The sequence below is a fragment of the Phaeobacter inhibens DSM 16374 genome (assembly GCF_000473105.1).
Lineage (GTDB): Bacteria > Pseudomonadota > Alphaproteobacteria > Rhodobacterales > Rhodobacteraceae > Phaeobacter > Phaeobacter inhibens.
Window position 1 is genome coordinate 1,817,771 of the sequence record NZ_KI421498.1, and the last position, 24,468, is coordinate 1,842,238.

At 58.0% G+C, this 24,468-nt stretch carries 22 protein-coding genes and 1 pseudogene; 4 read left to right on the forward strand and 19 right to left on the reverse strand.

All coding sequences use genetic code 11. The annotated features are described in order from the left end of the window. The first annotated feature begins 2 nt into the window (after positions 1 to 2). The gene (locus INHI_RS0112440; protein WP_027247846.1) at positions 3 to 2,300 is read left to right on the forward strand and encodes an adenosylcobalamin-dependent ribonucleoside-diphosphate reductase; all 2,298 of its coding nucleotides are present in this window, start codon (positions 3 to 5) and stop codon (positions 2,298 to 2,300) included. A gap of 367 nt (positions 2,301 to 2,667) precedes the next feature. On the opposite strand, the gene INHI_RS21095 is transcribed toward INHI_RS0112440, so the two are convergent. The 3 genes from INHI_RS21095 to INHI_RS0112455 all read right to left on the reverse strand — a co-directional run bounded on the left by INHI_RS21095 (position 2,668) and on the right by INHI_RS0112455 (position 5,062). Continuing rightward, positions 2,668 to 2,841 carry a hypothetical protein gene (locus INHI_RS21095; RefSeq protein WP_155805592.1) on the reverse strand — a complete coding sequence of 58 codons (174 nt, stop codon included), beginning with the start codon at positions 2,839 to 2,841 and terminating at the stop codon, positions 2,668 to 2,670. 341 nt (positions 2,842 to 3,182) lie between these two features. Continuing rightward, positions 3,183 to 3,596, reverse strand: coding sequence for a hypothetical protein (locus INHI_RS20910; RefSeq protein ID WP_081698698.1), 414 nt, complete (start codon positions 3,594 to 3,596; stop codon positions 3,183 to 3,185). A gap of 431 nt (positions 3,597 to 4,027) precedes the next feature. Beyond that, on the reverse strand, positions 4,028 to 5,062 hold the full coding sequence (locus INHI_RS0112455; RefSeq protein WP_027247849.1) for an IS481 family transposase: 1,035 nt from the start codon (positions 5,060 to 5,062) through the stop codon (positions 4,028 to 4,030). A gap of 422 nt (positions 5,063 to 5,484) precedes the next feature. On the opposite strand from INHI_RS0112455, the pseudogene INHI_RS21100 reads away from it, so the two are divergent. Next, positions 5,485 to 6,624 (forward strand): annotated as a pseudogene (locus tag INHI_RS21100) (IS3 family transposase). Between the two features lie 38 nt (positions 6,625 to 6,662). Here the strand turns inward: INHI_RS21100 and INHI_RS0112470 are convergent. From INHI_RS0112470 to INHI_RS0112495, 6 genes are all read right to left on the reverse strand, one after another. After that, positions 6,663 to 7,559, reverse strand: a complete 897-nt coding sequence (locus INHI_RS0112470) for an MBL fold metallo-hydrolase (RefSeq protein ID WP_036767056.1) — start codon at positions 7,557 to 7,559, stop codon at positions 6,663 to 6,665. Positions 7,560 to 7,577: 18 nt separating this feature from the next. After that, the gene (locus tag INHI_RS0112475; protein WP_014879304.1) at positions 7,578 to 8,543 is read right to left on the reverse strand and encodes an ABC transporter ATP-binding protein; all 966 of its coding nucleotides are present in this window, start codon (positions 8,541 to 8,543) and stop codon (positions 7,578 to 7,580) included. Beyond that, positions 8,540 to 9,520, reverse strand: coding sequence for an ABC transporter ATP-binding protein (locus INHI_RS0112480; RefSeq protein ID WP_027247852.1), 981 nt, complete (start codon positions 9,518 to 9,520; stop codon positions 8,540 to 8,542). Before INHI_RS0112480 ends, INHI_RS0112475 begins: the two co-directional genes overlap by 4 nt. Further along, positions 9,520 to 10,434, reverse strand: coding sequence for an ABC transporter permease (locus tag INHI_RS0112485; RefSeq protein ID WP_014879302.1), 915 nt, complete (start codon positions 10,432 to 10,434; stop codon positions 9,520 to 9,522). Before INHI_RS0112485 ends, INHI_RS0112480 begins: the two co-directional genes overlap by 1 nt. Then, positions 10,434 to 11,414, reverse strand: a complete 981-nt coding sequence (locus INHI_RS0112490; RefSeq protein WP_014873774.1) for an ABC transporter permease — start codon at positions 11,412 to 11,414, stop codon at positions 10,434 to 10,436. Before INHI_RS0112490 ends, INHI_RS0112485 begins: the two co-directional genes overlap by 1 nt. Positions 11,415 to 11,526: 112 nt before the next feature. After that, complete coding sequence (locus INHI_RS0112495) at positions 11,527 to 13,107, reverse strand: ABC transporter substrate-binding protein (protein ID WP_027247853.1); 1,581 nt, start codon at positions 13,105 to 13,107, stop codon at positions 11,527 to 11,529. A gap of 1,455 nt (positions 13,108 to 14,562) precedes the next feature. On the opposite strand from INHI_RS0112495, the gene INHI_RS0112500 reads away from it, so the two are divergent. Beyond that, entirely contained in the window at positions 14,563 to 14,802 is a 240-nt protein-coding gene (locus INHI_RS0112500; RefSeq protein WP_014879300.1) for a hypothetical protein, read from the forward strand. A 431-nt stretch (positions 14,803 to 15,233) separates the two neighbouring features. After that, positions 15,234 to 16,409 (forward strand): tyrosine-type recombinase/integrase, encoded by a 1,176-nt coding sequence (locus INHI_RS0112505; RefSeq protein WP_254656874.1) that lies wholly within the window; start codon positions 15,234 to 15,236, stop codon positions 16,407 to 16,409. On the opposite strand, the gene INHI_RS0112510 is transcribed toward INHI_RS0112505, so the two are convergent. The 10 genes from INHI_RS0112510 to INHI_RS0112555 form a co-directional block, all read right to left on the reverse strand. Beyond that, the gene (locus INHI_RS0112510) at positions 16,406 to 17,413 is read right to left on the reverse strand and encodes a phage late control D family protein (protein WP_027247855.1); all 1,008 of its coding nucleotides are present in this window, start codon (positions 17,411 to 17,413) and stop codon (positions 16,406 to 16,408) included. The two genes, INHI_RS0112505 and INHI_RS0112510, sit on opposite strands and share 4 nt — an antisense overlap. Continuing rightward, positions 17,404 to 17,625 (reverse strand): tail protein X, encoded by a 222-nt coding sequence (locus INHI_RS0112515; RefSeq protein WP_027247856.1) that lies wholly within the window; start codon positions 17,623 to 17,625, stop codon positions 17,404 to 17,406. Before INHI_RS0112515 ends, INHI_RS0112510 begins: the two co-directional genes overlap by 10 nt. Beyond that, a complete protein-coding gene (locus INHI_RS0112520; RefSeq protein ID WP_254656875.1) occupies positions 17,594 to 17,992 on the reverse strand; it encodes a phage tail protein in 399 nt (132 codons plus the stop codon). Before INHI_RS0112520 ends, INHI_RS0112515 begins: the two co-directional genes overlap by 32 nt. Positions 17,993 to 18,003: 11 nt before the next feature. Further along, on the reverse strand, positions 18,004 to 20,499 hold the full coding sequence (locus INHI_RS0112525) for a phage tail tape measure protein (protein WP_027247858.1): 2,496 nt from the start codon (positions 20,497 to 20,499) through the stop codon (positions 18,004 to 18,006). A 114-nt stretch (positions 20,500 to 20,613) separates the two neighbouring features. After that, entirely contained in the window at positions 20,614 to 20,907 is a 294-nt protein-coding gene (locus INHI_RS0112530; protein WP_027247859.1) for a phage tail assembly protein, read from the reverse strand. A gap of 9 nt (positions 20,908 to 20,916) precedes the next feature. Beyond that, positions 20,917 to 21,423 (reverse strand): phage major tail tube protein, encoded by a 507-nt coding sequence (locus INHI_RS0112535; RefSeq protein WP_014880200.1) that lies wholly within the window; start codon positions 21,421 to 21,423, stop codon positions 20,917 to 20,919. Continuing rightward, positions 21,423 to 22,640: a phage tail sheath C-terminal domain-containing protein gene (locus INHI_RS0112540; protein ID WP_027247860.1), complete on the reverse strand. Its 1,218-nt coding sequence runs from the start codon at positions 22,638 to 22,640 to the stop codon at positions 21,423 to 21,425. Before INHI_RS0112540 ends, INHI_RS0112535 begins: the two co-directional genes overlap by 1 nt. Positions 22,641 to 22,739: 99 nt before the next feature. Beyond that, complete coding sequence (locus INHI_RS0112545; protein WP_027247861.1) at positions 22,740 to 23,222, reverse strand: hypothetical protein; 483 nt, start codon at positions 23,220 to 23,222, stop codon at positions 22,740 to 22,742. Positions 23,223 to 23,233: 11 nt separating this feature from the next. Next, positions 23,234 to 24,145, reverse strand: a complete 912-nt coding sequence (locus INHI_RS0112550) for a hypothetical protein (RefSeq protein ID WP_027247862.1) — start codon at positions 24,143 to 24,145, stop codon at positions 23,234 to 23,236. Beyond that, on the reverse strand, positions 24,142 to 24,468 hold the full coding sequence (locus INHI_RS0112555) for a hypothetical protein (RefSeq protein WP_027247863.1): 327 nt from the start codon (positions 24,466 to 24,468) through the stop codon (positions 24,142 to 24,144). Before INHI_RS0112555 ends, INHI_RS0112550 begins: the two co-directional genes overlap by 4 nt.

The window sequence follows — 24,468 nt, forward strand, 5'->3', positions numbered from 1 at the left end:
ATATGAGCCGCTTTGCCGCCCCGATTGCCGAACAGATCTGGGACATGAAATACCGTTTCAAACAGGCCGATGGCACCCCCATCGACCAGACCGTTGAGGACAGCTGGCGCCGCATCGCACGCGATTTGGCGCGGGCTGAGAGCGACCCCAAAACTTGGGAAGACAAATTCTACGGTGCGCTTGAGGATTTCCAGTATCTGCCAGCCGGTCGTATCACCGCAGGTGCCGGCACCGCGCGACAGGTAACCCTGTTCAACTGCTTCGTCATGGGCACTGTTCCCGATAGCATGTCAGGCATTTTCGACATGCTGAAAGAGGCCGCGCTGACCATGCAGCAGGGCGGCGGCATCGGTTATGATTTCTCGACAATCCGTCCGCGCGGCGCAGATGTAAAAGGCGTCGCGGCAGACGCCTCCGGCCCGCTGTCATTCATGGACGTCTGGGACGCCATGTGCCGCACCATCATGTCGGCAGGCTCCCGTCGCGGCGCGATGATGGCGACCATGCGCTGCGATCACCCGGATATCGAAGCCTTCATCACCGCGAAATCCGACCCGGCTCGCCTGCGCATGTTCAACATGTCCGTACTGGTCACCGATCCGTTCATGGAGGCGGTGAAAGCCGATGGCTCCTGGGAGCTGATCTTTGACGGCAAGGTCTACCAGACCGTGCAGGCGCGGGATCTTTGGAACAAGATCATGCAGGCGACCTATGATTACGCAGAACCCGGCGTGATCTTTATCGACCGCATCAACAAGGCCAACAACCTGTCCTATGTGGAACAGATCGCAGCCACCAATCCCTGCGGCGAACAGCCCCTGCCCCCCTATGGTGCCTGTCTGCTGGGCTCCATCAACTTGGCACGTCTGGTCAAGAACCCGTTCGAGACGGAGTCCGAACTGGACCCCGAAGGGCTGAAAGATCTGGTCGCAACCGCCGTGCGGATGATGGACAATGTTGTCGATGTTTCCAAATTCCCGCTGGACGCACAGGCACAGGAAGCCCAGAACAAGCGCCGCATCGGCCTTGGCGTGACCGGTCTGGCCGACGCCTTGCTGATGCTGGGGTTGCGCTATGGCTCGGACGAAGCCGCGCGTCAGACCGAAGACTGGCTGCACGCGATCGCCCGCGCGGCCTATCTGGCGTCGGTGGACTTGGCCAAGGAAAAAGGCGCCTTCCCGCTGTTCGACGCGGACGCCTACTTGGCGTCGGGCACCATGATGGACATGGATGAGGACGTGCGCGACGCGATCCGCGAGCATGGCATCCGCAATGCGCTGCTGACCTCCATTGCCCCCACCGGTACCATCTCGCTTTATGCAGGCAACGTATCTTCCGGCATTGAGCCCGTCTTTGCCTATGCCTACACCCGCAAGGTCCTGCAGAAAGACGGCAGCCGCACCGAGGAAGAGGTCGTGGACTACGCTGTGCAGATGTGGCGTGACAAGTTTGGCGACAAGGAACTGCCCGACTATTTCGTCAACGCCCAGACGCTTTCCCCGTCCGAGCATGTCAAAATGCAGGCCGCGGCCCAGAAGTGGATCGACTCATCGATCTCTAAGACCATCAATTGCCCCGAAGACATTTCCTTTGACAGCTTCAAGGATGTCTACATGCAGGCCTGGGATCTGGGTTGCAAAGGCTGCACCACCTACCGCCCGAACGACGTGACCGGCTCCGTTCTCTCTGTGAGCGAAAGCGCAGACACCGCACCAGGTGAAACCGCCGACGCACCACATGAGGCCGATATCAGCGAGTCTGGCGCGGCAGAAGTGGTCTATATGTCCGAGCCGCTGGATCGTCCGCAATCTCTGGAGGGTCACACTTACAAGCTGAAGTGGCCAGACAGTGAGCATGCGATCTACCTCACTATCAACGACATCATAATCAACGGCCATCGCCGCCCGTTTGAGGTTTTCATCAACTCCAAGAACATGGAGCATTATGCCTGGACGCTGGCCCTGACCCGCATGATCTCAGCCGTGTTCCGCCGTGGCGGTGATGTATCCTTTGTCGTGGAAGAGCTGAAAGCGGTCTTCGATCCCCGTGGCGGTGCCTGGGTGCAGGGAAAATACATCCCCTCCATTCTCGCGGCGATCGGTGGCGTGATCGAAACCCATATGGTGGCAACCGGTTTCCTCGAAGGCGAAGGAATGGGCCTGAAGTCCGATCCAAAAGCAGAAGTGGTTTCCCTCAACGCCCCACGCGGCAAACCCTGTCCCAGCTGTGGCCAATATGATCTGCAAATGGTCGAAGGCTGCATGACCTGCCGCAGCTGCGGCCACTCCAAATGCGGCTGAGCAAGCGGTTGCTGCTTGTGTGGTGACAAGCTAAATTTGGCCATTTGTAGGAAGAAATGGCCATTTTACAAGCTTAGAGCGGCCATTGAGGAGAGACGCGTTTGCAGTGATATTCTGCCTGTAATTCGCGTGCTTCAGCCACCGTCAGCTTCTTGAAAGGAACATGGGTCCAAGCGTCAGTCAACGAAAATACAAACTCAAGTTTTTTCGAAGAATGGTGACCTTTGATGTCCGCAAAGATTGCAATGTAAAAATGAAGAAGGCCGCAGGAATACCTGCGGCCTTCGTTCGTTGTGGGGCTGGCTGACCTACAATCACGTCAGTTCGACCGGCGATACGATCCAAGGTGGAAACGGATCAGACGACATCAGCTCGCCTTCAGCCTGGCAACCTGTAGCTCACTATCGATGCGCGCAGCGAGAAGCTCACGCATTGCCAGAAGCTGGCGAAAATGCCGAAGGAGGTTTTCCAACTCAGTGCCGGTTGTCGACAGGATTGGGGCTGACTTGACATGGCCAATCGCGCCGAGCTTGGGGGTCATGTGTTCCGTCGAACACATTCTGATGCCCCAAGGTTTCGCGGCAAACGGCTGCCTCGAGGATGCTGGCTGCCTGACCGATGTGATTGCTCGCGCCGGGTCCAATTGGCCCCTCCTCACGCAAAGCAGCAAGGGAACCCAACAGTGTTGTGTGATCTGTTGCCGATAGGATCGGACCGCTGGATTGGACCGCATCATGCAGCACGTCCAGCCCCAGCAGGATGCGAGCCCAAAGCTCTTGGATCGACAGGTGATCGTGGTATTTCATGTTCAATTCCTTCCCTTGCGACATACGCTGATAGAGGTTCGCGGTTTCGCGCGCCCTATTTGACGAAATGACGGTATCAAGCGGCTTTCTGTTCGATTGGGGTGAGTACGCGCGCGCATTGCTGCTGCTTGGGGGCGCCGATCTTTTCCAGCAGCTCGTAGAGACGATCGGTGAGCAGACAAATCTCTTCCACCTCTGGGCTGCCCGGGTCCAAAACTGTCCACGGAGAAAGGTCCTGATCAAAACCATCCGAAATGGGATCGAGAGACAGGAGCCGATGCAAATCGACCAGTCTGCGCCGGAGCCCACGTTCAAGGGCTGTCGCCTGTCGCAAATCGGACATGAGCCGCAGGACACTTGCGGTGCCCGCATCCCCAGCGAGAATTCCCGCGGCACGACACAGCGCTGGACCATTTTCGCTGAAATGGGCGCGGGCGGCGGAGAGATTTGGGTCCGGCGATAGGGATTGGTTGGATATCTTACGCATCATGGTGTTCCTCCTTTGTGCGCATCTGCCCTTCTTGGCAGCATCAAGTCCGTCCGCTATCGGTAGTTTGGGAAGCGTTCCTCTATTCATGTCTGGGCCGACTGGCCCTGTACCATCGTGCAAAGAACATTGGCCACTTTCCTATTAGACGAAGAAAAAAACTTAGGTTCGGCGCAAGAATTTTGGCGGTTCAAATCATCTACTCGGACCTGGCATACTGGGAAAAGCTATGGGCGGCACATGCGAGCAGCGCGGTTTGCCAATATGAACCGCAATAGAGTGGCGGAGATGGCTTTTGGGCATTGGCCGCATTCCAAGCCGGTGGGGCAAAGAGAAAAGCCCTCGCAGTAGAGAGCTGCGAGGGCTATAGATGTAGTGGTTCAGATGTGATCTGATAGTTGGCCGTTTTTCCGGCGGCGTCTGTCAGGTCAAGTTCAGCTCAGGAACTTTTCCTTCCAGATCTCTTTCCCGTCGATCATAGTTTCGACAGGCGTTCTGCCGCAACACATTTTGCCCTGATGCGTGCGCAGGTGATTGTAATGGTGCAGCCATTCATCCAGATCGGCCTGCAGCATTTCGATGCTGTCATAGAGTTTCTTGCGAAAGGCGACTTGGTAGAACTCCTGCAGGATTGTCTTGTGAAAGCGCTCACAGATGCCGTTGGTCTGGGGTGATTTCACCTTGGTTTTGGTGTGGTCGATATCGTTGATTGCCAGGAAGAGCTGGTAGTCATGTTTGTCGACCCGGCCAAAATATTCCGTACCCCTGTCGGTCAAGATCCGCAGTACCGGCAGGTCATGCTCGTCATGGAACGGCAGCACCCGATCGTTGAGCAGATCGGCGGCGGTGATCGGCGTCTTGGTGGGGTAGAGTTTGGCGTGTGCCACCTTGCAATAGGTATCCACATAGGTCTGCTGATAGACACGCCCGACGCCCTTGAGGGTGCCGATGTAAAACGTGTCCTGACTGCCCAGATAGCCTGGGTGGGCCGTCTCAATCTCCCCGCAGGCTTCGTCATCCAACTTCTTTTTCTCAAGGGCCTGGACCTGCGCCTCGGTCAGGATGCCTCCTTCTTCCGCCACCTTGGCCTCCAGCGCTTTCAGGCGGGCCTTGAAGTTTGCCAGGTCGTTCAGCAGCCAGATCGAACGAACACCGGAGGGTGAAACGAAAACACCCAGTTTGCGCAGTTCGTTGGAGGTACGGGCCTGGCCGTAGGCCGGGAAATCTGTGGCGGATTTGATGACCGCCTGCTCGGTCGCGTCGTCCACCCGGTTCGCCAGATTGGGCTTGCGCCGGGTGCGCTCGAAAAGGGCTTCGACGCCGCCGTCTTCAACCGCCGATTTGTAACGGTAGAACGTGTCCCTGCTATAGCCCATCACCTGGCAGGCCTTTGAAACGTTGCCCAGCTCCTCGGCCAGGTTCAGCAATCCGGTTTTGTGTTTGATGATCTTGTCAGTAGAATTCAACATCGTGGCTTCCTCGTTTTGTGGTTGGTCAGCACCACCATCAAAACGGGCAACCATCATCTCCATCAAGAGATGCGCCGTCCCCATTTCAGCTTGCTGAGAAGGGGGCGGTGTCAGATCACATCGAGACTAATTCACTATAGATATTGTGATGACGAGTGAAAGCCTATCTGTCGTCCCAGCTCCATGTCTCTTCAATGGTATTCGTCGGAGCCCCGGAGGTATCGCCATCGTCAGAAGGCGGAGATTGCACGATACCGCTCACTACAGGCGCGGAACCTGCAACTTGCTTGTGCGCCGCAGGAGATTGCGATGTATCAAGCTCAATGCCGAGGCCGTCGAGGGCCGCTCGGAATGGTGTTAGGACCTGTCGCGGTTTGATGCCGCTCCTTTGAAAGCATTTATTGCATCAAAGGAGACGAGCTATGGGAACGAAACGGACGGACGAATTCCGCGCTGATGCGGTGCGGATCGCGCTGGCAAGCGGGCTAACACGCAAGCAGGTTGCATCTGATTTAGGTGTTGGTCTGTCGACGCTAAACAAATGGGTGACGGCCTATCGTGATACTGAGGTGGTGCCGGACAAAGACCTGGACCTTGCCCGCGAGAATGAGCGGCTTCGACGCGAGAACCGTATTCTCAAGGAAGAGAGGGATACTCTAAACTGAAGAAGGTCAGGAAAGGCCCCAGTGGGGCGTTTCCCCGATGAAGGCCACAGCCGTCTTTGTCGGGTTATGAATGTCAGCGAACGAGTCTTGCGCGACTATCGCAGCCGTCCCGCCAGCCGAAGGCCGCGAACCGACATGGTTATTCTGGCCCACATCAAGGAACAATCCCGTCTCGGCCCAGGGAGCTACGGTCGCCCGAGGATGACTGAAGAGCTGAAGGAACTTGGCCTGAACGTCGGACACCGTCACGTCGGCCGCTTGATGCGCGAGAACGGAATAAGGGTCGAACGCTCAAAGAAATACAAGGTAATGACCGACAGCAATCATGCCTTCAACATTGCGCCGAACCTTTTGAACCGGGACTTCTCAGCGGATCAGCCCAACCAGAAATGGGCGGGCGACATCAGCTACGTTTGGACACGGGAAGGCTGGCTCTATCTTGCCGTGATTTTGGATTTGCATTCCCGGTGTGTCATCGGCTGGGCCGTGAGCAACCGCATGAAGCGCGATCTGGCAATCCGAGCACTGAAGATGGCTATCGCCTTACGACAGCCACCAAAAGGCTGCATCCATCATACGGACCGCGGCAGCCAGTACTGTTCGCACGACTACCAGAAGATCCTGCGCCAGCATGAGTTCCAGGTGTCCCTCTCATGCATGTAAACATGCACTGCCGGGCAGTGGATGAACGGCAAGGGCAATTGCTACGATAACTCCGCTGTCGAAGCGTTCTTCAAAACCATCAAAGCCGAGCTGATCTGGCTCAGGTCATGGAAAACACGGCGGCAAGCGGAGATGGCGATCTTCGAATACATCAATGGCTTCTGCAATTCACGCCGCCGCCACTCAGCACTGGGCTGGAAAAGCCCGGTCACGTTCGACCGGAAAGTGGCCTAAACGAGCACCAGAGGCGGCACAAAACGGGACACGTCCAGTTAACCGCTTGCCTGAACCTGTCGCCCGTTTTCCCGGTGCCAGGCACCGACATCAAAAGATACGTGATCGCCAAAGCTATCTATCCGGGTTTCCTGCGGCAGGTTGGCCGGGCAGTAGCTGGCTTGGGCGGTCGGCAAATGTTGTACATTGGATTGCGTCGCAAGCCACCTGTCTGCGGAAAACAGCGTGCTTTGACGCAAGACCACATTCCAGATGAAGTAGTGGTGCGGGATAACGACGCGCGGTTCTGTCTGGCGGATAATGTCCTCGGCCATTGGATAGCCAAGGACATGCTCTGAATCGTCGACGGGCAGCAGCAGAATGTCGATGTGCCCTAGCTGCTCCCAGATATGTTTCGGAGGATTGTGCCGGTTGTCACCCCAATGAAGAATGCGCAGCCCGCCGGTTTCCACCAAAAGCATGCAATTGTCCCAGCTACGGGCATTGTTCGGCGGCAGTACGGGGTTGCCGCCGAAATAGGCGTTGATTTTCTGGAAGTCGTAAGGCGCGAAAGTTTCGTCGGTGGCGTGTTTGTCAGCGATACCGGTGATTTTCAGGTCGCCAAAACCATAAGTTCCGATCAACCGGTCCAGCAGTACGCTGGCGTCCAGCCGGTGCAGCGCGTCATGATCGAAATGAGCATGGGTCGATGCGCCAATGTCCACGCTGGTTTCCGGAAAGTCATGAAAGAACCAGTCAGCTTTGCCGGTCGGCAGGTTACGCCAGGGGTCGATCATCAACGTGATACCGGCAGGCGTGGTGATCCTAAAGGCAGATCCGCCGAAATAGGCAATCTCCACGTCATCCTGTTGCGACTGGCAATCTTGCCGATATTCCATCATCCGGTTGTGGTTTCTGGCTGAACGCCAGGCCGAAAGCCCCGAGTTTATTGTCATGATGCTCCGCCCGCCATGTTACTCTGCCAGATGGCAGGCAACCCGGCTGCCATTAATGTTGCGCATCTGTGGACGGACTTGTGAGCACTGCGCGGTTGCAATCGGACAGCGCGGATGGAACGCGCAGCCAGACGGCGGATTGATCGGGTCGGGAATTTCGCCTTGGGGTGGCTCCACCTCACGGCCAAACGCGTCCATTTTAGGTGCCGCTGCCAACAGCATCTGAGTATAGGGGTGTTTGGGGGCCTCAAACAGATCGTCGGGGGCTGCCTCCTCGACCAGGCGGCCCAGATACAGCACGCCAATCCTGTCGGAGATATGACGCACCACCGTCAGATCATGGCTGATGAACAGATAGGTGAGGCCGAGGTCGTCCTTAAGATCGCTCATAAGGTTCAGCACTTGTGCCTGCACTGAAACATCAAGTGCCGAGGTCGGTTCATCGCAGACGATCAGCCGGGGCTGGGAGGCCAACGAACGGGCGATGCAGATCCGCTGGCGCTGGCCGCCGGAAAACTCATGCGGGAACTTGTCTGCGTCTTCTGCCGAAAGGCCAACCTGCTCCAGCAGACGCTCCGCCAGCTCTTTGGTTTCTCCGCCCTTGGCGGCGACAGGCTCAGCGATAATGTCGCGCACCCGCCAGCGCGGATTCATCGACGCATAGGGATCCTGAAAGATCATCTGGATCGCGTCGCGTGCTTTGGTAATCGCAACGGCATCCGTTTCCCGGTTCAGGTCCACGCCCGAAACTTTGACGGCGCCGCTAGAGTTTTCCAAAAGGCCGACCACCATCTTGCCGATGGTAGACTTGCCAGATCCGCTTTCGCCCACCAGCGAGTAAACGGTCTTTTCCTTGATGTCGAAGCTGACATCCGAGACCGCAGTCAAATGCGATTTGGGCAACCGTTCCAGCACCCGGTTCAGCCAGGGTTTGGAAACGTCGAAGACCCGGGTCAGCTCATTGACGGAAACGATGGCGTTCATGCTGCGCCCTCCAGTTTGATTGCATGCCAGCAGGCCGAACGTCCACTGTCGGCCTCAAGCGTGGGCGGCGAGCCGTTGCGGCAGCGTTCAGTTGCCCGTTCACAGCGCGGCGAAAAAGCACAACCCGGCGGCAGGCTGTGCAGCCGCGGCATAGCGCCGGGGATCTGGCGCAGGCGGTGCTGCCCGGCCGATGCCGAAGGTGTCGAACCCATCAACCCGTCCGTATAAGGGTGGCGCGGTCGGGTGACTACGTCACGCACATCGCCGATTTCAGCCATGCGGCCCGCATACATCACCGCCACACGGTCAGCAGCTTCTGCAATTACCCCCATGTCATGGGTGATCAGCATCACCGCAGTACCGCGTTCACGGCACAACCGTTTGAGCAGCGCGATGATCTGCGCCTGCACCGAAACATCCAGCGCGGTCGTAGGCTCATCTGCGATGATCAAGGAGGGCTCGGCGCACAGGGCAAGCGCAATCACAACCCGCTGGCGCATACCGCCGGAAAACTCGTGCGGGTAGCTGTCGATACGCTCGGAAGCTGCCGGGATGCCGACTTCTTCCAACGCAGCAATAGCGCGGGCACGGGCCTCAGGCTTGGTCAGCTCCAGATGCTCCATCATGGTTTCGGTTAGCTGATCGCCGATCCGCAACAGCGGGTTGAGCGAGGTCAGCGGATCCTGGAAGATCATGCCGATCTCTTTGCCGCGCAGCCGCCGCATTTTTTCACGCGGGAGGTTGTCGATACGCTGCCCGTTCAGCCGGATCTCACCTCCGGTGATGCGGGCAGGCGGGTTCAAAAGGCCTATGACTGCATTGCCGGCCATGGACTTGCCTGCGCCGCTCTCGCCGACGACGCCGAGGATTTCGCCCGGGGCAATGTCATAGCTGACCTTGTCGGTGGCGCAGAGCCGCGCATGACGGGTTGGAATTTCGACCACAAGGTCACGAATGGAAAGGACAGGATCAGTCATTAGCGCAACTTCGGATTGAGGGCATCGCGCAGCCAGTCACCCAGCATGTTCACGCTCAGCGCAAGTGTTAGGAGGGTCAGGGCGGGGAACAGAAGGATCCACCACTCACCGGAGAACAGGAAACCCTGGCCAATCCGGATCAAAGTGCCCAGCGAAGGCTGTGTAGGCGGCGCACCGACACCCAAAAAGCTGAGTGTAGCTTCGGCGATAATGGCCAGCGCCAGGGAGATCGTCGCAATGACCAGAACCGGAGACAGGACGTTAGGGAGGAGATGGCGGATCATGATGACCCACTTGGAACGTCCGATCAGCCGCGCCGCCTGCACATACTCCCGGTTTTTTTCGACGAGCGTCGCACCGCGGACCACACGGGCGAATTGGACCCATTCACCCAGGCCGATGGCCAGGATCAGGACCCAGATCGCCATCTGGTCGCGGTATTCAACCGGGGTAACCCCTTTGACGATCCCGAAAATCAGCATGGCGACCAAGATTGAAGGGAAGGTGAGCTGCACATCGGCAACCCGCATGATGATGGTTTCGGTCCAGCCGCCGACATAGCCGGCAAGCAAGCCAAGGATAATGCCCAGAACCATCGCAAATGTAACGGACAGAACGCCGACCATCAGCGAAATGCGCATGCCGTATAGAATGGTTGAAAACACGTCCCGGCCCTGATCGTCAGTTCCCAGCAGGAAGACTTCCCCGGTGAATTCATTGGGGTGCATCGGTTTTGAAAAACCGTTCATCAGGTTCAGGGTTGCCGGGTCGAACGGGTTGTGCGGTGCGATAAGCGGAGCAAGGATCACTGCCAGTGCCAAGACCAGCACGATCAGTGCGGACACCACCGCGACGGGAGAGTTTCGGAAGTTCCAGGCGAGGTCGGAATGCCAGATGTTTTTGAGTTTTTGCATTAGTGAGCTCCTGCCTTGCTGGTCCGCAGGCGCGGGTCGATAAGGAAGTAAAGAAGGTCAACAATCAGGTTGATGCCAACAAAGAGAACCGAAATCAGCATCAGATAAGCTGCCATTACAGGGATATCGACGAACTGAACCGCGTTGATGAACAACAGTCCTACGCCCGGCCACTGAAAGACGGTCTCGGTGATGATCGCAAAAGCAATGATGCTGCCCAATTGCAGGCCGATGATGGTGATGACAGGCACCATGGTGTTGACTAGCGCATGGCGGAAGTAGACTGCCCTTTCCCCTAGGCCCCGGGCCCGGGCAAACCGGATGTAGTCGGTGCGCAGAACTTCCAGCATTTCCGAACGGACAAGCCGCATGATCAGCGTCATCTGGTATAGGCCAAGCGTGATGCTGGGCAGAACCAGAGACATAAGGCCGCTTTTGGTCAGAAACCCGGTGGACCATTGTCCAAGCATCACCGTCTCTCCGCGCCCGAAGGAGGGCAGCCAGCCCAATTCAACCGAAAACACATAAATCAGCAGTATACCGATCAGGAAGGTTGGCAGGGAGACCCCTATCAGGGAGGCGGTCATAATGGTATTCGCCAGCCAGCCATCCCGCCGGATGGCCGTGAGGACCCCCAGTCCGATACCAAGCACCATAGCCAGGGTGCCCGAAACCAGCGCCAATTCAAGTGTGGCGGGCGCGCGCTCAATCAGGATGTCTGCGACGGGCCGCCCCTGACGGTAACTGAGACCGAAATTGCCCTGGGCGGCGTTTTCAAGAAAGCGCCAGTATTGGACCGGAAACGGTTGATCCAATCCCAGGTCGGCGCGCAGGCGTACAACGTCTTCGGTGGTGCGCTCCTGTCCCAGCATGTTCTCGATCGGGTCGCCCACAAAGCGGAACATGGAAAAGGCGACAAGACCGACCACAAACAGGACCAGAACGGACTGCATTATGCGGCGGATGATATAGGCTAACATTGACTTTGATCTCCCTGACCGAAGATTGCGGCAGTCCGCGGGGATGTTCCCCGCAAGCGGACGCGTGCTCCGGCGCAGGCACCCTCACACAGGGGTGCCTGACTGGTTTTCCTTATTTGAAGGCGAAGTATTTGAACTTCGGGCTGTCTTCCGGATCGACGATTGCGTCGACATGGGACTTCATGCCCCAGTTCAGCACCTGATGGTGAATCGGGAGGTACAGCACATCTTCCTGCACCTGGTCCCAGATCGCGCCAATCGATTCATTGCGTGCGGCGATATTGGTCTCGCTCGCCAGTGCCTCGATTGCTTTGTCCAGTTCGGCGTTTGAATAGCGTGTGCTGTTCCACGACCCATAAGCCTCGCCTTTGGAATGAACCAGAAAGTTGAAGATGTACTCTGAGTCATAGGTCGGAACACCCCAGCCCAGCATGTAGAAGTCGGATTCCAGATTGTTGATCAGCGGAAAATGCTGGGCCTTGGGTTTCGCATCCAGGTTCACGTTGATGCCGATCTGAGCGAACATACCGACCGAAGCCTGGCAGATTGCCTCATCATTGATGTAGCGATCGTTCGGGCAGTCCAGCTTGATTGAGAAACCGTCGCCGTATCCCGCCTCTTCCATCAGCGCCTTTGCCGCTGCGATATCTGTTGCCGGAACCTTGTCCAATTCGGCAGTCCAGCCGTTCACGAAGGGCGGCAGCGCCACGCCCGCAGGCTCCGATTGGCCGCGCATCACGATTTTCTGGATGGCTTCGCGGTTGATTGCCATGTTCATCGCCTGGCGCACGCGCACGTCTGACAGCGGGTTCCTGCCATCGACATTGTCGTTGGCCAGATCCGCATCGCCCTGGTTCATGCCAAAGAAGATCACCCGGTTCTGCGGTGCCTTGCGCACGTCCAGGCCTTCTGAACCGTCCACACGGGAAAGATCCTGCACTGGCACGTCCTGGATGAAGTCCACTTCACCGGACAGAAGGGCAGCGACACGGGTCGCCGGATTCTGGATCGGCGATGCTTCAATCCGGGTCACTTGCAGCGGGAACTGCCCCAGGCCCCAGTAGCCGTCAAAACGCTCCAGCACGGTTTTCACGTCCGGCTCGCGGCTGACCACCTTATAGGGGCCTGTGCCGTTAGCATTTTTGGCAGCATAGGTGCTTTCGCCGCCCTCATAGTCCTGCACATCGACAGCATCGTTGGCCTCGGCCCACCCCTTGTCCATGATCAAGAGGTTGGTGAGGTTGTTCGGCATGATCGGGTTCGGACCCTTAGTCACGATCTCAACCCTGTAGGGGCCCGTGGCGCGGACTTCGGCGACCGAAGCAAGAACCTCGCGGTAGTTGCTTTTTTCGGTCATTGCCCTGTTTATCGAAAACACGACATCTTCACTGTCAAAATCCGCACCATCGTGGAATTTAACGCCGTCACGCAGCGTGAAAGTCCAGACATTGGGATCGCTTTCAGAAGGTCTCCATTCGGTCGCCAGTCCAGGAACCAGCCCGCCCTTCATATCGCGGTCCACGAGCGGTTCCATGATTTGGCGGCCGAGTGTGATCGTCGGACCCTCGTTCTGAGCATGTGGATCCAGGGTCAGTGCATCGCCTGCGCGTGCCCATTTCAGGGTTTCGGCTTCAGCCGAACACACGGCTCCTGCGTAAAACACGCTTGTAAGCAGCAGTGATTTGAGTTTCATATTTTTCCTCCATGTTGCCCCCAAAATGCAAGGCGTGACCGTTCGGCAAATCATCGGATTTGCCGCTAAGCGCCTTCAGCGGAGCCATATTATTGAGACAAAGCCTTGCGTCCCTCCACGATACGCAAGACAGCTTCATTTATACGCGACGGCCTACAAGACAGAGCTGCGTGTAGACAGGTTACCTAAGGTTTGAAGTAATAATGAACGCAATAATTGAAGTTTTGGGAAAATTTTCTATCAAATGACCCGTTATTTCAAGAACAACAGATCAAGGCCGCAGAATTCAAAGTTACCTGATGGGCGGCTGGACGTAGCTACTAACTTAGCTTGCGCGTTGTGATATTTTTTTCCGAAAACCGCGCACCAGGGTCGGCTAGCAGAGGTTTTTTTTCCTCATACGACTCCTCAGATCCAATCCGCCGGAGCTGAAATGCTACCAACAATTGGCGGATTCTTTCCGCAGACGCAGGTTTCTCTGGATCGGAATAGTGCGTGTTAGGTATTATCTGCCGTTAGGGTGCAGTGCACGAACGGCAGGAAAGTCCGGCTCCTTGTTAGCAGATCCTGGCTGCAGCGAAGGAACGGCCTAAATTCCTCACCTCAGAGTGGCTTTGAATGGCCGGTCTCGTGACATCGGCCGCAACGCAGCGATGAGCCTACCGCACCTGCAAGCGAATGCTGCGTCAGCAAACACCTGTAACGGCAATGGCAGCAATGCCCCGCTCACTGCCAATCCAAGCCCGACCAAGTGATGGGCCTCTATGTCTCGGCCATCTGCCGTTTGATCCTAGCTGTATGAAGTTCAGCTTTTTCCATTCAGATAGTCCAGCTTGTTGGTAGTTCGGGGCGAGAGTGCCCCCTATGAGTGCGAACAAATGAGCACGGGACCTTATTCAATTGATCAAAAACGGGGCCAGCTCTGCCGTCCTCGCCGCAAAGAAAATCGTGATTACTTCAAAGTATCCTACCCGGTACACTTGCACAGCTAAAGCGGAATTTCTGATATGCCCATGCAGCTTATGGGAGATTTTAGACTTGAGTTGCGTGGGGGGCCAGTTGGTTGTGGCACGATATGACAACGACAGCTAGTTCATGGAGCCCGACGAGAAGTTTCGTGCAAAGGCATTTCGACCTTCACTGCGTTCTGCCAAAGCCAAGGGTCGGCAGGGCGTGCAGCAGACTTTCTGCTTCGGTCCGGGCATCTCTCAGAGCGCTTTGAACACGCTTGGTTTAGCAGCGCTAAAAAATGTTCCAAGACTGGGTACAAATCAACCACCTCATGGTGCGGTGGTTTGTGCGTGTTGTGACATGCCAATGACCTCTTGCTAGCCAAGACGCGGCACTGGCAAGCGATACTCCTACTTCTGGCGCCCGACACATGCATGCTCTGAGTACCGCAAGAATATCCGCGCTGAGAAAGTTTAAGCTGGGTTTGAGGAAGTTCTGAGTGCCATGTCGCCAACCGAAAATGTTCTCTCAGTGGCGATGTCGATGCTAGTGGATGCATCAGGCCAGAGCGATCAACATACCAAACAGGCAAAGACTGCGCTGAAACGCCAAATCACTGAACTGGACAATCAGCAGGATGTCATGGTGGAGCGGTTGATCGAAACATCGAACCCCAAAGTCATAGCGGCACTGGAAACCAAAATTGCAAAGCTGGACGAAGACAAGCTGCGTCTGGGTGACTAAGTCACGCAAAACACCAAACCAAAAGCGAGCATGGGTCAGATTTTCGAAATTTTGCGCGAATTCCTGCCAAACCCTTGGAAAATATATGATAAAGGGTCGCTAGCCTTGAAGAAAACCATTCTCAAAACGGCATTCAAAGCGCCTTTGGCCTATGATGGCCAAAACGGTTTTCGAACTCCGCGAGTGTCTGAAGTTTTTGAGTTTTTGGGGATATTCACATCAAAATGTGAAATGGTGCGGTCGAGAGGAACCATGCACCCGTTGCAGGCTGTTGCCATTGATCTCCTTTCGAGCAATGGTGCCAGACACTTAACGGGAAATCTGTTGCAGGCTGTCGCACGCGAAAGCCTGAAATCGCGTCTCAATTGTGGGGCTAATTGTGGGGCTGAGAGGGGGCCGGAATGTCTAGGGCGAAAAACAAGCTGACAGCTATGCAGATCAAGAAGGCCGGTCCTGGCACCTATCAGGACGGCGGCGGGCTGTCCTTGAAGAAGACGGAAACGGCAGGAAAGTGGATCTATCGCTATTCGATTTCCGGGCGCCGCCGCGACATGGGCCTTGGAACGCTCGCCGACGTTTCGCTTTCAGAGGCCCGTCAGCAGCGGGACAAATGGCAGGCAGTGTTAGGCAGCGGCAAAGACCCGATTGCAGAGCGGGACCGCCAGCTTGCCGCAGAGCTCGCCGAACTCGATCGGCAAGATCCAACGCTGGAAGAGGTCGCGAAGACTGTCTTTGAAGCGCGAAAGGCCGGACTGCGCGGCGACGGTGAGCGCGGGCGATGGTTCTCACCGATCCAACTCTATGTTCTGCCAGAACTCGGCGACCGGCGCATTTCAGAGATCCACCAGAAAGACATTCACAAAGCCTTGTCGCAGGTCTGGCGGTCGAAGCCTCCCACCGCCGAGAAGGCGATTCAGCGTCTCGGGATCATCTTTAAGCAGGCGCGGCTGATGGGCCTTGACGTCGACCCGTTCACCGTCGATGCAGCCAGGCACATGCTTGGAGAGGTAAGGCACAAGACGAAGTCGATCACGGCAACGCCTTGGCAGGAGATCCCCGACCTCTACCCCAAATTAGAGGGGCTGGGATCTTCGCGGCTGGCCCTGCGGTTCCTAATCCTTACAGCGGTGCGGGGAATGGGTGTGCGCGGCGCGCGGTTCGATGAAATCGACGGCGACCTCTGGACGGTTCCGGCAGATCGCATCAAGGGCCGCGAGGGACGTGTCGAAGATTTCCGAGTTCCGTTGTCGTTTGAGGCCTTGAAGGTCGTAGAGGAAGCAAAGGCGACGCGGCGATCTGACTACCTGTTTCCCAGCTATCGAAGCGGCTGCATTACCGATGTGGCGGTCGCAAAGGTGCTGAACCAACTCGGCGAGGCGGGTAGGCCGCACGGTTTCCGCACATCGTTTCGAACGTGGGTCCAGGATACCGAGGCCAGCAGCTATGACGTCGCAGAGACGGCCCTCGGCCACATTCTCGGCAATAAGGTCGAGCGTTCTTATGCCCGCTCCGATTTGCTGGATCAGCGCCGGATTCTCATGCAGAGGTGGGCGGACTTTGTCACAGGTGCAGAGGCTAAGGTGATCCCTTTGCGCGGGGTCCGCTAAATCAACGGCTCAGCCGTGATCGCAGTGCGATAGCCTCCGCTGTCGAGGCTGTGCTCTGCCTTAGTGATCAGCCATTCCTCGTCGACGTAGGACCGGAACCCGGCCACCGACAGCTTTGCCTCGGCCATCGCATCCGGATCGCCCGGCATGGTGACAGATAGGCCTCGCCCTGCCCTCTTGAGCCGCTGCAACTCCGACGCCGCGGCCTGCTCTGCTGCATCCTTGTTCGGGAACCGGCGCTTGAGGCGTTGCTTTGGCTCGCCCTCACCCGCGATACATTCGACCGATTTGCCTTTGCCGTGATCCTGATAGACCGCAACGACAGAGCCCGCTTTCTCGCGGGTTGAATTTTGGTACTGCCAACGACTGATTTTCTTCGGCGTGATGCTGAGCACCGGCATAGGTGCGCCGGATGCCGTCAGGCTTTCGCCACGCTTTGCCATGATCAGTCGGCCATTCCCCGGCTTTGCGATTGCATCATGGTCCCGCGCGATCCGGGACAGGAGATTGATATCGCTCTCGTCAATCTGGTCGATATGAGACAGAGTCACCTTTGCCAGGCTCTCAGAAACCGCATACTCGAGGCCATGCTCTCCCGCGATCTTCTGCACCAGGGCGCTGATCGTGGTCCCGCTGGGCCAGCTGCGTTTCTTCTGATCGGTCAGCGCGGTCTTGCCGCTTGAGGTTTCGCCGTTCACCGACGCAATACCGGTGATCGTCATCTGATCTGGCGGCCCTCCGACAATTACGTTGTCCGCGATAAACAGACCCATGTATTTCAGCTGAAAGGGATATCCGAGCCAGACCCGGATCTCGGCACCGGCCTTTGGCTCAGCCAGCCGCCCGAACAAGGTGGTGTCACTCAGGGTGATCTGCACATTGTCAGACTGGACACCAGCTGCGTCGGTCAGGGAAAGGCTGATCAGCCTGGGGGCCAAGGTGCTGCTGATGTCTTTTCCGTCCACCTCGACCCGAAAAAACGGCCTAAAATCCATCAATCCCATAGACGGATCGCCTCCGCTTCCTTGGGGGTGTCAATTTCCGGCAGCCTGATCCGAGTACCCAGTGGCAGCACCGGCCCCAGAGCCGCAAGCCCTGGGTTGGCCTCGAGCACGATCTCAAGCGCCCCGGCTATGCGGTTGCCGTAATGGCGCCAGACGATTTCGTCTGCGGTTTCACCCTCTTTAGAACGGTAGAAGACTGCGGAGTCCGCCATCATATCTCCTGATGCTGATCGTAAATTCCTGTCGAAGCGGAGCGCCTTGGGTCGCAAATATGCGTTGCCCCTCGCTAACGGATTCAATCACCCAAATGCCAAGCACCCGACCAGTGCCAGCGACAAGCGGCAGCGGAAAGCCAAGCGAGGCGGTGCGACGCATCTTGTCGACCTGCCCCAGTCCACCCCGAAAATGCGGATAGATCACTCCCTGCAGAGTGATGGTGTCGGACCCGAACCCGGTGAACTGCAGAGCGTCCGAAGCGCCGACCCGCTCCTGTGCCGCCCAGCGGTATTCGGTCGAGCGTTGCAAGCTCTGATATGCAGCATTGTTGATGCTGAATTGATAGGTGCCGAGCTGCAGCATTGTTCCTGCCATCATGCGCCCCCGTATTGGCCATAATCATGCGCCTGGTCGTAAAGCGCGCCAGCCTGAGCCGCTCTTCCCCTGCGCTCCAATTCTTCGGCGATCTCGTTCGCCGTCATATGTTGCGCGTTGATCTGGGCATAGATGGTTACTGGTGCAGCTGCCGCAGGGGATGGCGCGGGTTGTACTGCCGGGGCTATGCGATCTGCTGCCAGCTGAACCTGCTGTATCATGGGCGTCGACACGTTCTCCGCTTTGGACATTGCGGATCGTAGCCCGCCCCCAATCGCATCTAGCAGCGGTCCGGTGCGCTCAGACAAGCGGGCAAGCCGTTCGGTTGCATTGGCATGCGCGACATAGCCCCCTTTTGAGGTCCAGATCGTTTCGGGGCCCTGCTCTCCTACCTCGCGGAACCCACGGCCGATGCTGCCCCCTAGATAAGATCCAGAGACCTTTTTTGGGACAGCTTTGCCTGAGCGCGGGTTTTGGGCCGCTGGGGGCTGGGTTGGTCCAGACGGATCACCACCAGCCGCGGGCTCTTGCCCCGGATCCTCACCAGTCCACAAGCTTCGGAATCCCGATCCGATATCCTGAATACCGGCAACAGCCCCAGCGCCCTTATCGCGCAGCCAAGACAGGCCATCCAGAACCGGTTGCAGCTTTCCCATGAGCCAGTCAAATTTCTCTGCCAGCCACTCGATCACCGCGCCCACTGCGGTTCTGACCTCATCCCACGCCGCAGAGATCCCCCCCGTGGATCCCAGCGCGTCGATCACTGGCTTGATTGTGCCGTTGTAGCCCTTCTGCAGAATAGACCCGATGCCGCTCACCACGGTGCCGATGGTCGCCTCAGCGCCCTCCCATGCCGTCGTGATGGCGTCCGTGACCCCAAGCTTATCCGTTACCGGCTTGATGACGTTGACCCAGGCGGCCTTAAATACGGAACCGATCCCATCAAGCACCGTGGTCAGGTAGCCTTTGGCCGCCTCCCAAGCGGTCGACAGGCCGTCCGCTGCAGCGTCCCAATCTCCGCGCCATACCCCAGTGATGAACCCGCCAATGCCGGAAAAGGTCTGTTTGACGTTCCCCCAGAGCTTCCCGAACCAAGGGCCGACCTGGTCCCAGTGCTTGTAGATCAGATATGCGGATCCGGCGATGGCTCCGACAGCAAGCCCGATTGGGTTCATCATCAGCGCACGGCCCACGGTGATAATGCCGGTTTTCACCAGCGCCAGACCACCTGACAGCACGCCCATCGCCGCGCCCGCGCCGGTGGCAAGCGGTACGAGCGCGGCGACAGACACGCCCAGCCGTGCAACCGCAAAGCCAAAACTGAGGACGCTGCCAATTGTCCGCGCGGCAAAGAGGCCGCCAATGATCATGCCAAAGTTTTCCCAGCCGCCGACCATCGTGGCTACCTTGGAAATCACCCCGCCGATGGTGGTGGATACCTTACCCATCCCCTCAACCACCTGCCCGATCACTGGCAACGCAGCCTCTAGCTTGCGCGCGGCGGTGTCTGCAAAATCGGCAACATCCTCGCGGTTCGATATCGCCCAGGCGCTGAAGGTCTTCATGGACCGCGTCACAACCGGCATCAGCTCCGCGCCGATGGTGTTTTTCAGGCCCTTGACCGTCAATTGTGCATCAAGTTGAGCATCGGCAAAGGCCTCTGCGTCGCGGGCGGCTTTTTCGCTCAGCACATACCCCGTCTTGCGCGCGTCTTCGCGGAGCTGTCGCAGGGCCTCAGAACCGCCGCCCAGCATGTTGATCATGCCAATCCCTGCTCGGCTGAACAGCGCCGACGCGATGGCCGCGCGCTCTGCAGGGTTCTCGATGGTCTGCAGTTTATCCGCGATCTGACCCATGGCGCGCTCTGGCCCCATCGCAACCAGGTCTTTTGCAGACAAGCCCATTTGGTCGAGCGCCTTCTTGGCAGCGCCGGAGCCCTTTGCGGCCTCGCCAAGCCGTTTTTGCATTGCCGTCAAAGAGCTATCGAATGTGTCGGTTGAAACCCCGGAACGCTCAGCAGCGTATCTGTATTCCTGCAGTGCCTCGATGCCGATGCCCAACTTGCCCGCAGTTTTGGCGACCTGATCGCCATAAGATGCCGTCGAGCTTGCCAGCGCAAACACGCCAGCGCCGACGGCTGCGACGCCAGCACCAACGCGGCGGCCCATCCGCCCAAAGTTGCTGACCATGCGGTCGAAACTCTCACCAACCCGACGGCTGTCGCGCATAGCGCGTTCCCAGCGTCGCTGCTTTCGGGCCAAAGCCTCCAAGGTGCGCTCTAGGTCTTCATATTCACGGTCGAGCGCTTCCACCGACCGGCCCTGTTTGACCAGATCCACGCGCTGCCGCGACAGCTCTTTCTGCCGGGCCTTTACCGACTTGATACTATCGCCAATGTTCTCGAAGCCTGACCGGATCAGGCCAATGTTCTTTTTGAAGGATTTCTCGAGAACGCCGCCGATTGTGATGCTGGCGCTAAGGCGTTGTTTTGCCATTGATACCCCCCAGCCACCATTTGAACTGGCTGACGCTCATTGCGGTGATCTCGGTACGTGACCACCCGGTATGTCGGGCAAGGATCAAAACCCCTGCCCGGCAGGATTCAGGCGTCAGCCATTCAAAAAACCCAGCGCCTCTTGCAGCCGGTCGTAGTCTTTCATCTTGGCCACTTTGATTGCGTCGGGTGGCACCTCCGCAAGGTTTGCAATCAAGATGACCTCGGCAAGGGCGTTGTCATTCTTCCCCGTTTGGCGCGCGGCGATATGATCGCCCACGCTTGGCTCGCGCAATGTCAGGGTTGTGCGCTTTTCACCGTCGACGGTCACACCTTTCAGCAGGGAAACGGAAATGGAATCCTCTTCCCCGTTTGAGTGCAGGGTTAGGTAGTCAGGCAATTCGTCCATGAGAGCTCCTTAGATGCCCAGTGCTGCGCGGATCTGGGCGAGGCGATCCACGCCGCCGGTTCTGCGCACCATGTTGATGATGTCGATTTCAGTGATCAGCTGACCACCGATGGTTTCCTTGAACGCCTCAAGCGTCATGTTGACGGTGAGGCTGGCAGTCTGACCGGGAGACCAGGTGCCCCGGTCAGGCTGGATGATCTTGCCGCGCATGTTGTGAATGACCGGCGTTACAGTCCCGTCCTCGCTTTCCAGCGCACCGCGGGCGGTTACAGGGATCAACACCCCCGGCGCGATGCCCCAGAGGGACAACACGTCCGCGCTGTAGTTGCGCAGCACAAAACTGGTGGTCATCTTCTCAGTGCCCATATCGATATCGATGGGGCCATCCATGCCACCGGCGCGGTATTCTTCAGCGGCGATTGACGGGCTGGCCGGGGTGTAATCCCCGATCTCACCCGCAAAGCCGCGCCCGTCGACAAAGAGATTGAAGTTTTTCAGGATGTTCCGAATAGCCATCAGCCCAGTGCCTCCGCGATGTATTCATTGGTGAGGTGAGAGCGGAACGTCACCCGCTCGGCAGGATAAGGCGGCGTGAAGTCGAAATTGAACCACACCTGCCCGTTCTGAATGCTGGTCGGCGTATTCAAATCCGGATCCGCCCAGCAGCTGCCGCCCAGCAACGCACCCTGGGCAATCAGCGTGGCGATGAACCCGTTCACCCCCTCGACGACGTCGTCCATGTAGGTTTTCGTGATTGCCCGGTCGACGGCCCACATATGCGCGCGCTGAATGCTCTCGTTGAGGACGTCAGCGGTGCGGCGCACACACAGGAACTGCCATTTAGGGTCAGCTGTCGGGACCCGGTTGCCCCAGAGGCGATAGCCATCTTGGCGGATGATGGTGGCGACGTCGTTTTCGTTCAGAAGGTTGGCCCGGCTGGCCTTATCCCCGAGTTTGAAATCAACCGGCCGCGATGTGCCGATAATGCCAAAAATGCCTTGGTTTGATGGCGAAACCCAAAACCCCCGGTCATTGTCAGTGCGTGCGATCACACCAGCCACGCGGGCCGATGCCGGTTGATCTACCGGAGTGCCGTCGCTGCCGAGCACCTTGACCCATGGGTCAACCACATAGATGCGGCCGGAAGTGCCCCAGTCGCCAGCGTAGGCCTGCGCTGCGGCGTCGGTTGTGTTGGGCCCATCCGAGATGATCACTGCGCCGATGCGATCCGCGATCCCTTCCAATTCGGCCACAACCGGGTTCGCAAGATAGGTGCCAGGATTGCCGCTATCCTCAAGGCGTTGATGCGTCCAGCCGGGCGCACAAAGGATACGCGGGGCATGGCCGACAACGCTCTCAGCCCCCAAGAGCGCATGCACCCCCTCAAACTGTCCCGTTGTGGCGTTCACGCCGCCAATCATGTTCGCGAGTGTTTCGGTGTCGTCGGCCCCTTCCTCGACGCGGACGGCGATCACGACTGCGCCAATCTGGTCGAAGATGCCATCGAGCGCGCCCGGCAGCGTCCCGCCACCGGTGCCGTCAGCCGTCATATCCAGCTTTGCGGCCTCAGAACGGCTACCCGCGATCAAAACGGGCTTATTGAGGGGGAAGGCGTCCGCATCAGCTGCGGGCGCAGTGCCCACAATACCGATAACGCCGGTCGAGATTGTGCGGATCGGGCGCGGGCCTGTGTCGATCTCGAGCACCTCGACGCCGTGAAGAAAACCAGACATTAGAGCCTCGCTGATGATTGCAGTTCCCTTCGATCATGCGAGGTTGGCAACCTCATTCCCTCTGGCGCATTTTCCGAACGCACGCCCGCCCGATAAGCGTCAACCCTCCTGCGGCCAGGCGGCCAGCATGGCGGCCTTGTGTTCCGTGGTGGCGTAATCTGCTGCGATCAGGCCATCCAAGAAAATGCCGACAACCGCGTGCTCTCGGCGAATGCTCTGGGGCACATCGGTTTCCCACTTCATCCACAGCAGCTTGATTGCGGGATCTTCCCGCATGGCCAGCTCGCCCGCGTCATCCATGCCGGTGATGTGCCGGAACAGGGTCATGGCTTCCAGCTTGGTCAGGGGGCGGTAGACCGGATCGCGGGGCGGCAGCGACTCAACCGTCCAGTTGCCATCCTGCCAGTCCAGCCGCTCGGTGGCCGGATCATAGGCGGGTTTTGCCGGTTCCAGCTCATATCCCGCAGCCGTCAGATCAGCCTCAGTGTAGGGGGCAGTCCGCCAGCGACCATTGGGCAGGCGCAGCTTTGCCGGTGGCAGGGCCGGGCGCGCACCATTCAGCGAATAGAGGGGCTGTGTCATCAGCTTGCCTTTCAGTAATGGACGTAAAGGTTGGAGTAATCGCCGCCGGTCTTGTGGGAGTACATAACCCCCTGCGGCGCATAGAGCAGCGTGGCGTATGAGGCTGCGCTGTAATAGAGAGTGGTTCCCAGGTCATTGGGGGGCTGTGACCAATCGCCGTCTGGACGATAGAAGGTTCGTCCAACATCGGTGAACACGTTGTTGTTGTGCAGCCGCAGACCAAAACTCGCGCCGACCCCGGCATAAAGGACCTTGGTATCGCCCTCGGTCGCCAGATCCATCCCGGAGAAATCCCACGCCGGAACGGCCCATGTATGCACGTAATGCGGGGCGGAACTACCTGACCCGTCCAAAGTCAGTTTCATGACCATGGTGCCATCCGGGGAAACATCCGTGTCGTGACCCGACAACATGCCACCGGGGCTGGAACGGGCCGGAACATGCGCCAGAGTGGTCACGTCCCAAGGCGTTGTCATTTCATAGACCTGCAACGCCCGGTCCACGATGAACCGGCCATCCAGACTGACCTTGAGCATCCGCGAATCACTGCTGACCGTCACAGCATAGAAGTCAGCCTTGGTGATGTAGCTGATGGTCGAGTTGGCCGGGTCTGTCAGGTCACGTGGGTTTTGCAGGTCATAGCTGAGGACATATTCGCCCGAATTGTAGCCCGATTGATCATAGGAAAAGGTGATCACCCGGCAGGCCGTTTCGCTGGTTGGCGCAAGAGCCATCCAAGCAATATTTTTGGTGGTGGGCGATCCCGGCACCTGTCTGAACTTATAGCTGCCGCGATACCGCAGACCTGTGGACAGGACATATTCGGGATCAAAGACGCTACCACCGCCCCCGGCCTGACCCGCGCCGCCCAGCGACAGCAACGGGCTGCTCAGCGCGCCGTCATGACCGACAACACGTCTCATGCGGGCACCGGACGGTCATGATAGCTGACCCAGACATCAAGGGCAGCGTCGTCACTGGAAACAAAGCGCAGCACGTCACCGGCCAAGAGTGTGCCGGGGCCGACGATACTGGCGCGGGCGTCGCCCTCGGTGATGGTCTGGGCGGGCGTCACTTTGTAGGTCTCGCCGCCTGCGTCGATTTCGCAGGTCAGAATAACACCGGATGCCGCGTCATTGCTGGTCTGGATGGTGGCGATATGGCGGGTGTGATCCGCCGGAACCGGCGGCATGGCGACCCCGGCTTGCGTGACATGCGCCAGAAAACGGCTTGGGATAATGCTCAT

Excerpts from the sequence above, each read along its gene's own strand:
- INHI_RS0112540 (WP_027247860.1), bottom strand. The coding sequence starts at position 22,640 with ATGTCTGGTTTTCTTCACGGCGTCGAGGTGCTCGAGATCGACACAGGC.
- INHI_RS0112510 (WP_027247855.1), bottom strand. The coding sequence starts at position 17,413 with ATGGGATTGATGGATTTTAGGCCGTTTTTTCGGGTCGAGGTGGACGGA.
- INHI_RS0112515 (WP_027247856.1), bottom strand. The coding sequence starts at position 17,625 with ATGGCGGACTCCGCAGTCTTCTACCGTTCTAAAGAGGGTGAAACCGCA.
- INHI_RS0112495 (WP_027247853.1), bottom strand. The coding sequence starts at position 13,107 with ATGAAACTCAAATCACTGCTGCTTACAAGCGTGTTTTACGCAGGAGCC.
- INHI_RS20910 (WP_081698698.1), bottom strand. The coding sequence starts at position 3,596 with ATGATGCGTAAGATATCCAACCAATCCCTATCGCCGGACCCAAATCTC.
- INHI_RS0112475 (WP_014879304.1), bottom strand. The coding sequence starts at position 8,543 with ATGAACGCCATCGTTTCCGTCAATGAGCTGACCCGGGTCTTCGACGTT.
- INHI_RS0112545 (WP_027247861.1), bottom strand. The coding sequence starts at position 23,222 with ATGACACAGCCCCTCTATTCGCTGAATGGTGCGCGCCCGGCCCTGCCA.
- INHI_RS0112485 (WP_014879302.1), bottom strand. The coding sequence starts at position 10,434 with ATGCAAAAACTCAAAAACATCTGGCATTCCGACCTCGCCTGGAACTTC.
- INHI_RS0112525 (WP_027247858.1), bottom strand. The coding sequence starts at position 20,499 with ATGGCAAAACAACGCCTTAGCGCCAGCATCACAATCGGCGGCGTTCTC.
- INHI_RS0112490 (WP_014873774.1), bottom strand. The coding sequence starts at position 11,414 with ATGTTAGCCTATATCATCCGCCGCATAATGCAGTCCGTTCTGGTCCTG.
- INHI_RS0112520 (WP_254656875.1), bottom strand. The coding sequence starts at position 17,992 with ATGCTGCAGCTCGGCACCTATCAATTCAGCATCAACAATGCTGCATAT.
- INHI_RS21095 (WP_155805592.1), bottom strand. The coding sequence starts at position 2,841 with ATGACCCCCAAGCTCGGCGCGATTGGCCATGTCAAGTCAGCCCCAATC.
- INHI_RS0112455 (WP_027247849.1), bottom strand. The coding sequence starts at position 5,062 with ATGTTGAATTCTACTGACAAGATCATCAAACACAAAACCGGATTGCTG.
- INHI_RS0112480 (WP_027247852.1), bottom strand. The coding sequence starts at position 9,520 with ATGACTGATCCTGTCCTTTCCATTCGTGACCTTGTGGTCGAAATTCCA.
- INHI_RS0112530 (WP_027247859.1), bottom strand. The coding sequence starts at position 20,907 with ATGGACGAATTGCCTGACTACCTAACCCTGCACTCAAACGGGGAAGAG.
- INHI_RS0112500 (WP_014879300.1), top strand. The coding sequence starts at position 14,563 with ATGTCGCCAACCGAAAATGTTCTCTCAGTGGCGATGTCGATGCTAGTG.
- INHI_RS0112555 (WP_027247863.1), bottom strand. The coding sequence starts at position 24,468 with ATGAGCATTATCCCAAGCCGTTTTCTGGCGCATGTCACGCAAGCCGGG.
- INHI_RS0112550 (WP_027247862.1), bottom strand. The coding sequence starts at position 24,145 with ATGAGACGTGTTGTCGGTCATGACGGCGCGCTGAGCAGCCCGTTGCTG.
- INHI_RS0112505 (WP_254656874.1), top strand. The coding sequence starts at position 15,234 with ATGCAGATCAAGAAGGCCGGTCCTGGCACCTATCAGGACGGCGGCGGG.
- INHI_RS0112535 (WP_014880200.1), bottom strand. The coding sequence starts at position 21,423 with ATGGCTATTCGGAACATCCTGAAAAACTTCAATCTCTTTGTCGACGGG.
- INHI_RS0112470 (WP_036767056.1), bottom strand. The coding sequence starts at position 7,559 with ATGACAATAAACTCGGGGCTTTCGGCCTGGCGTTCAGCCAGAAACCAC.
- INHI_RS0112440 (WP_027247846.1), top strand. The coding sequence starts at position 3 with ATGAGCCGCTTTGCCGCCCCGATTGCCGAACAGATCTGGGACATGAAA.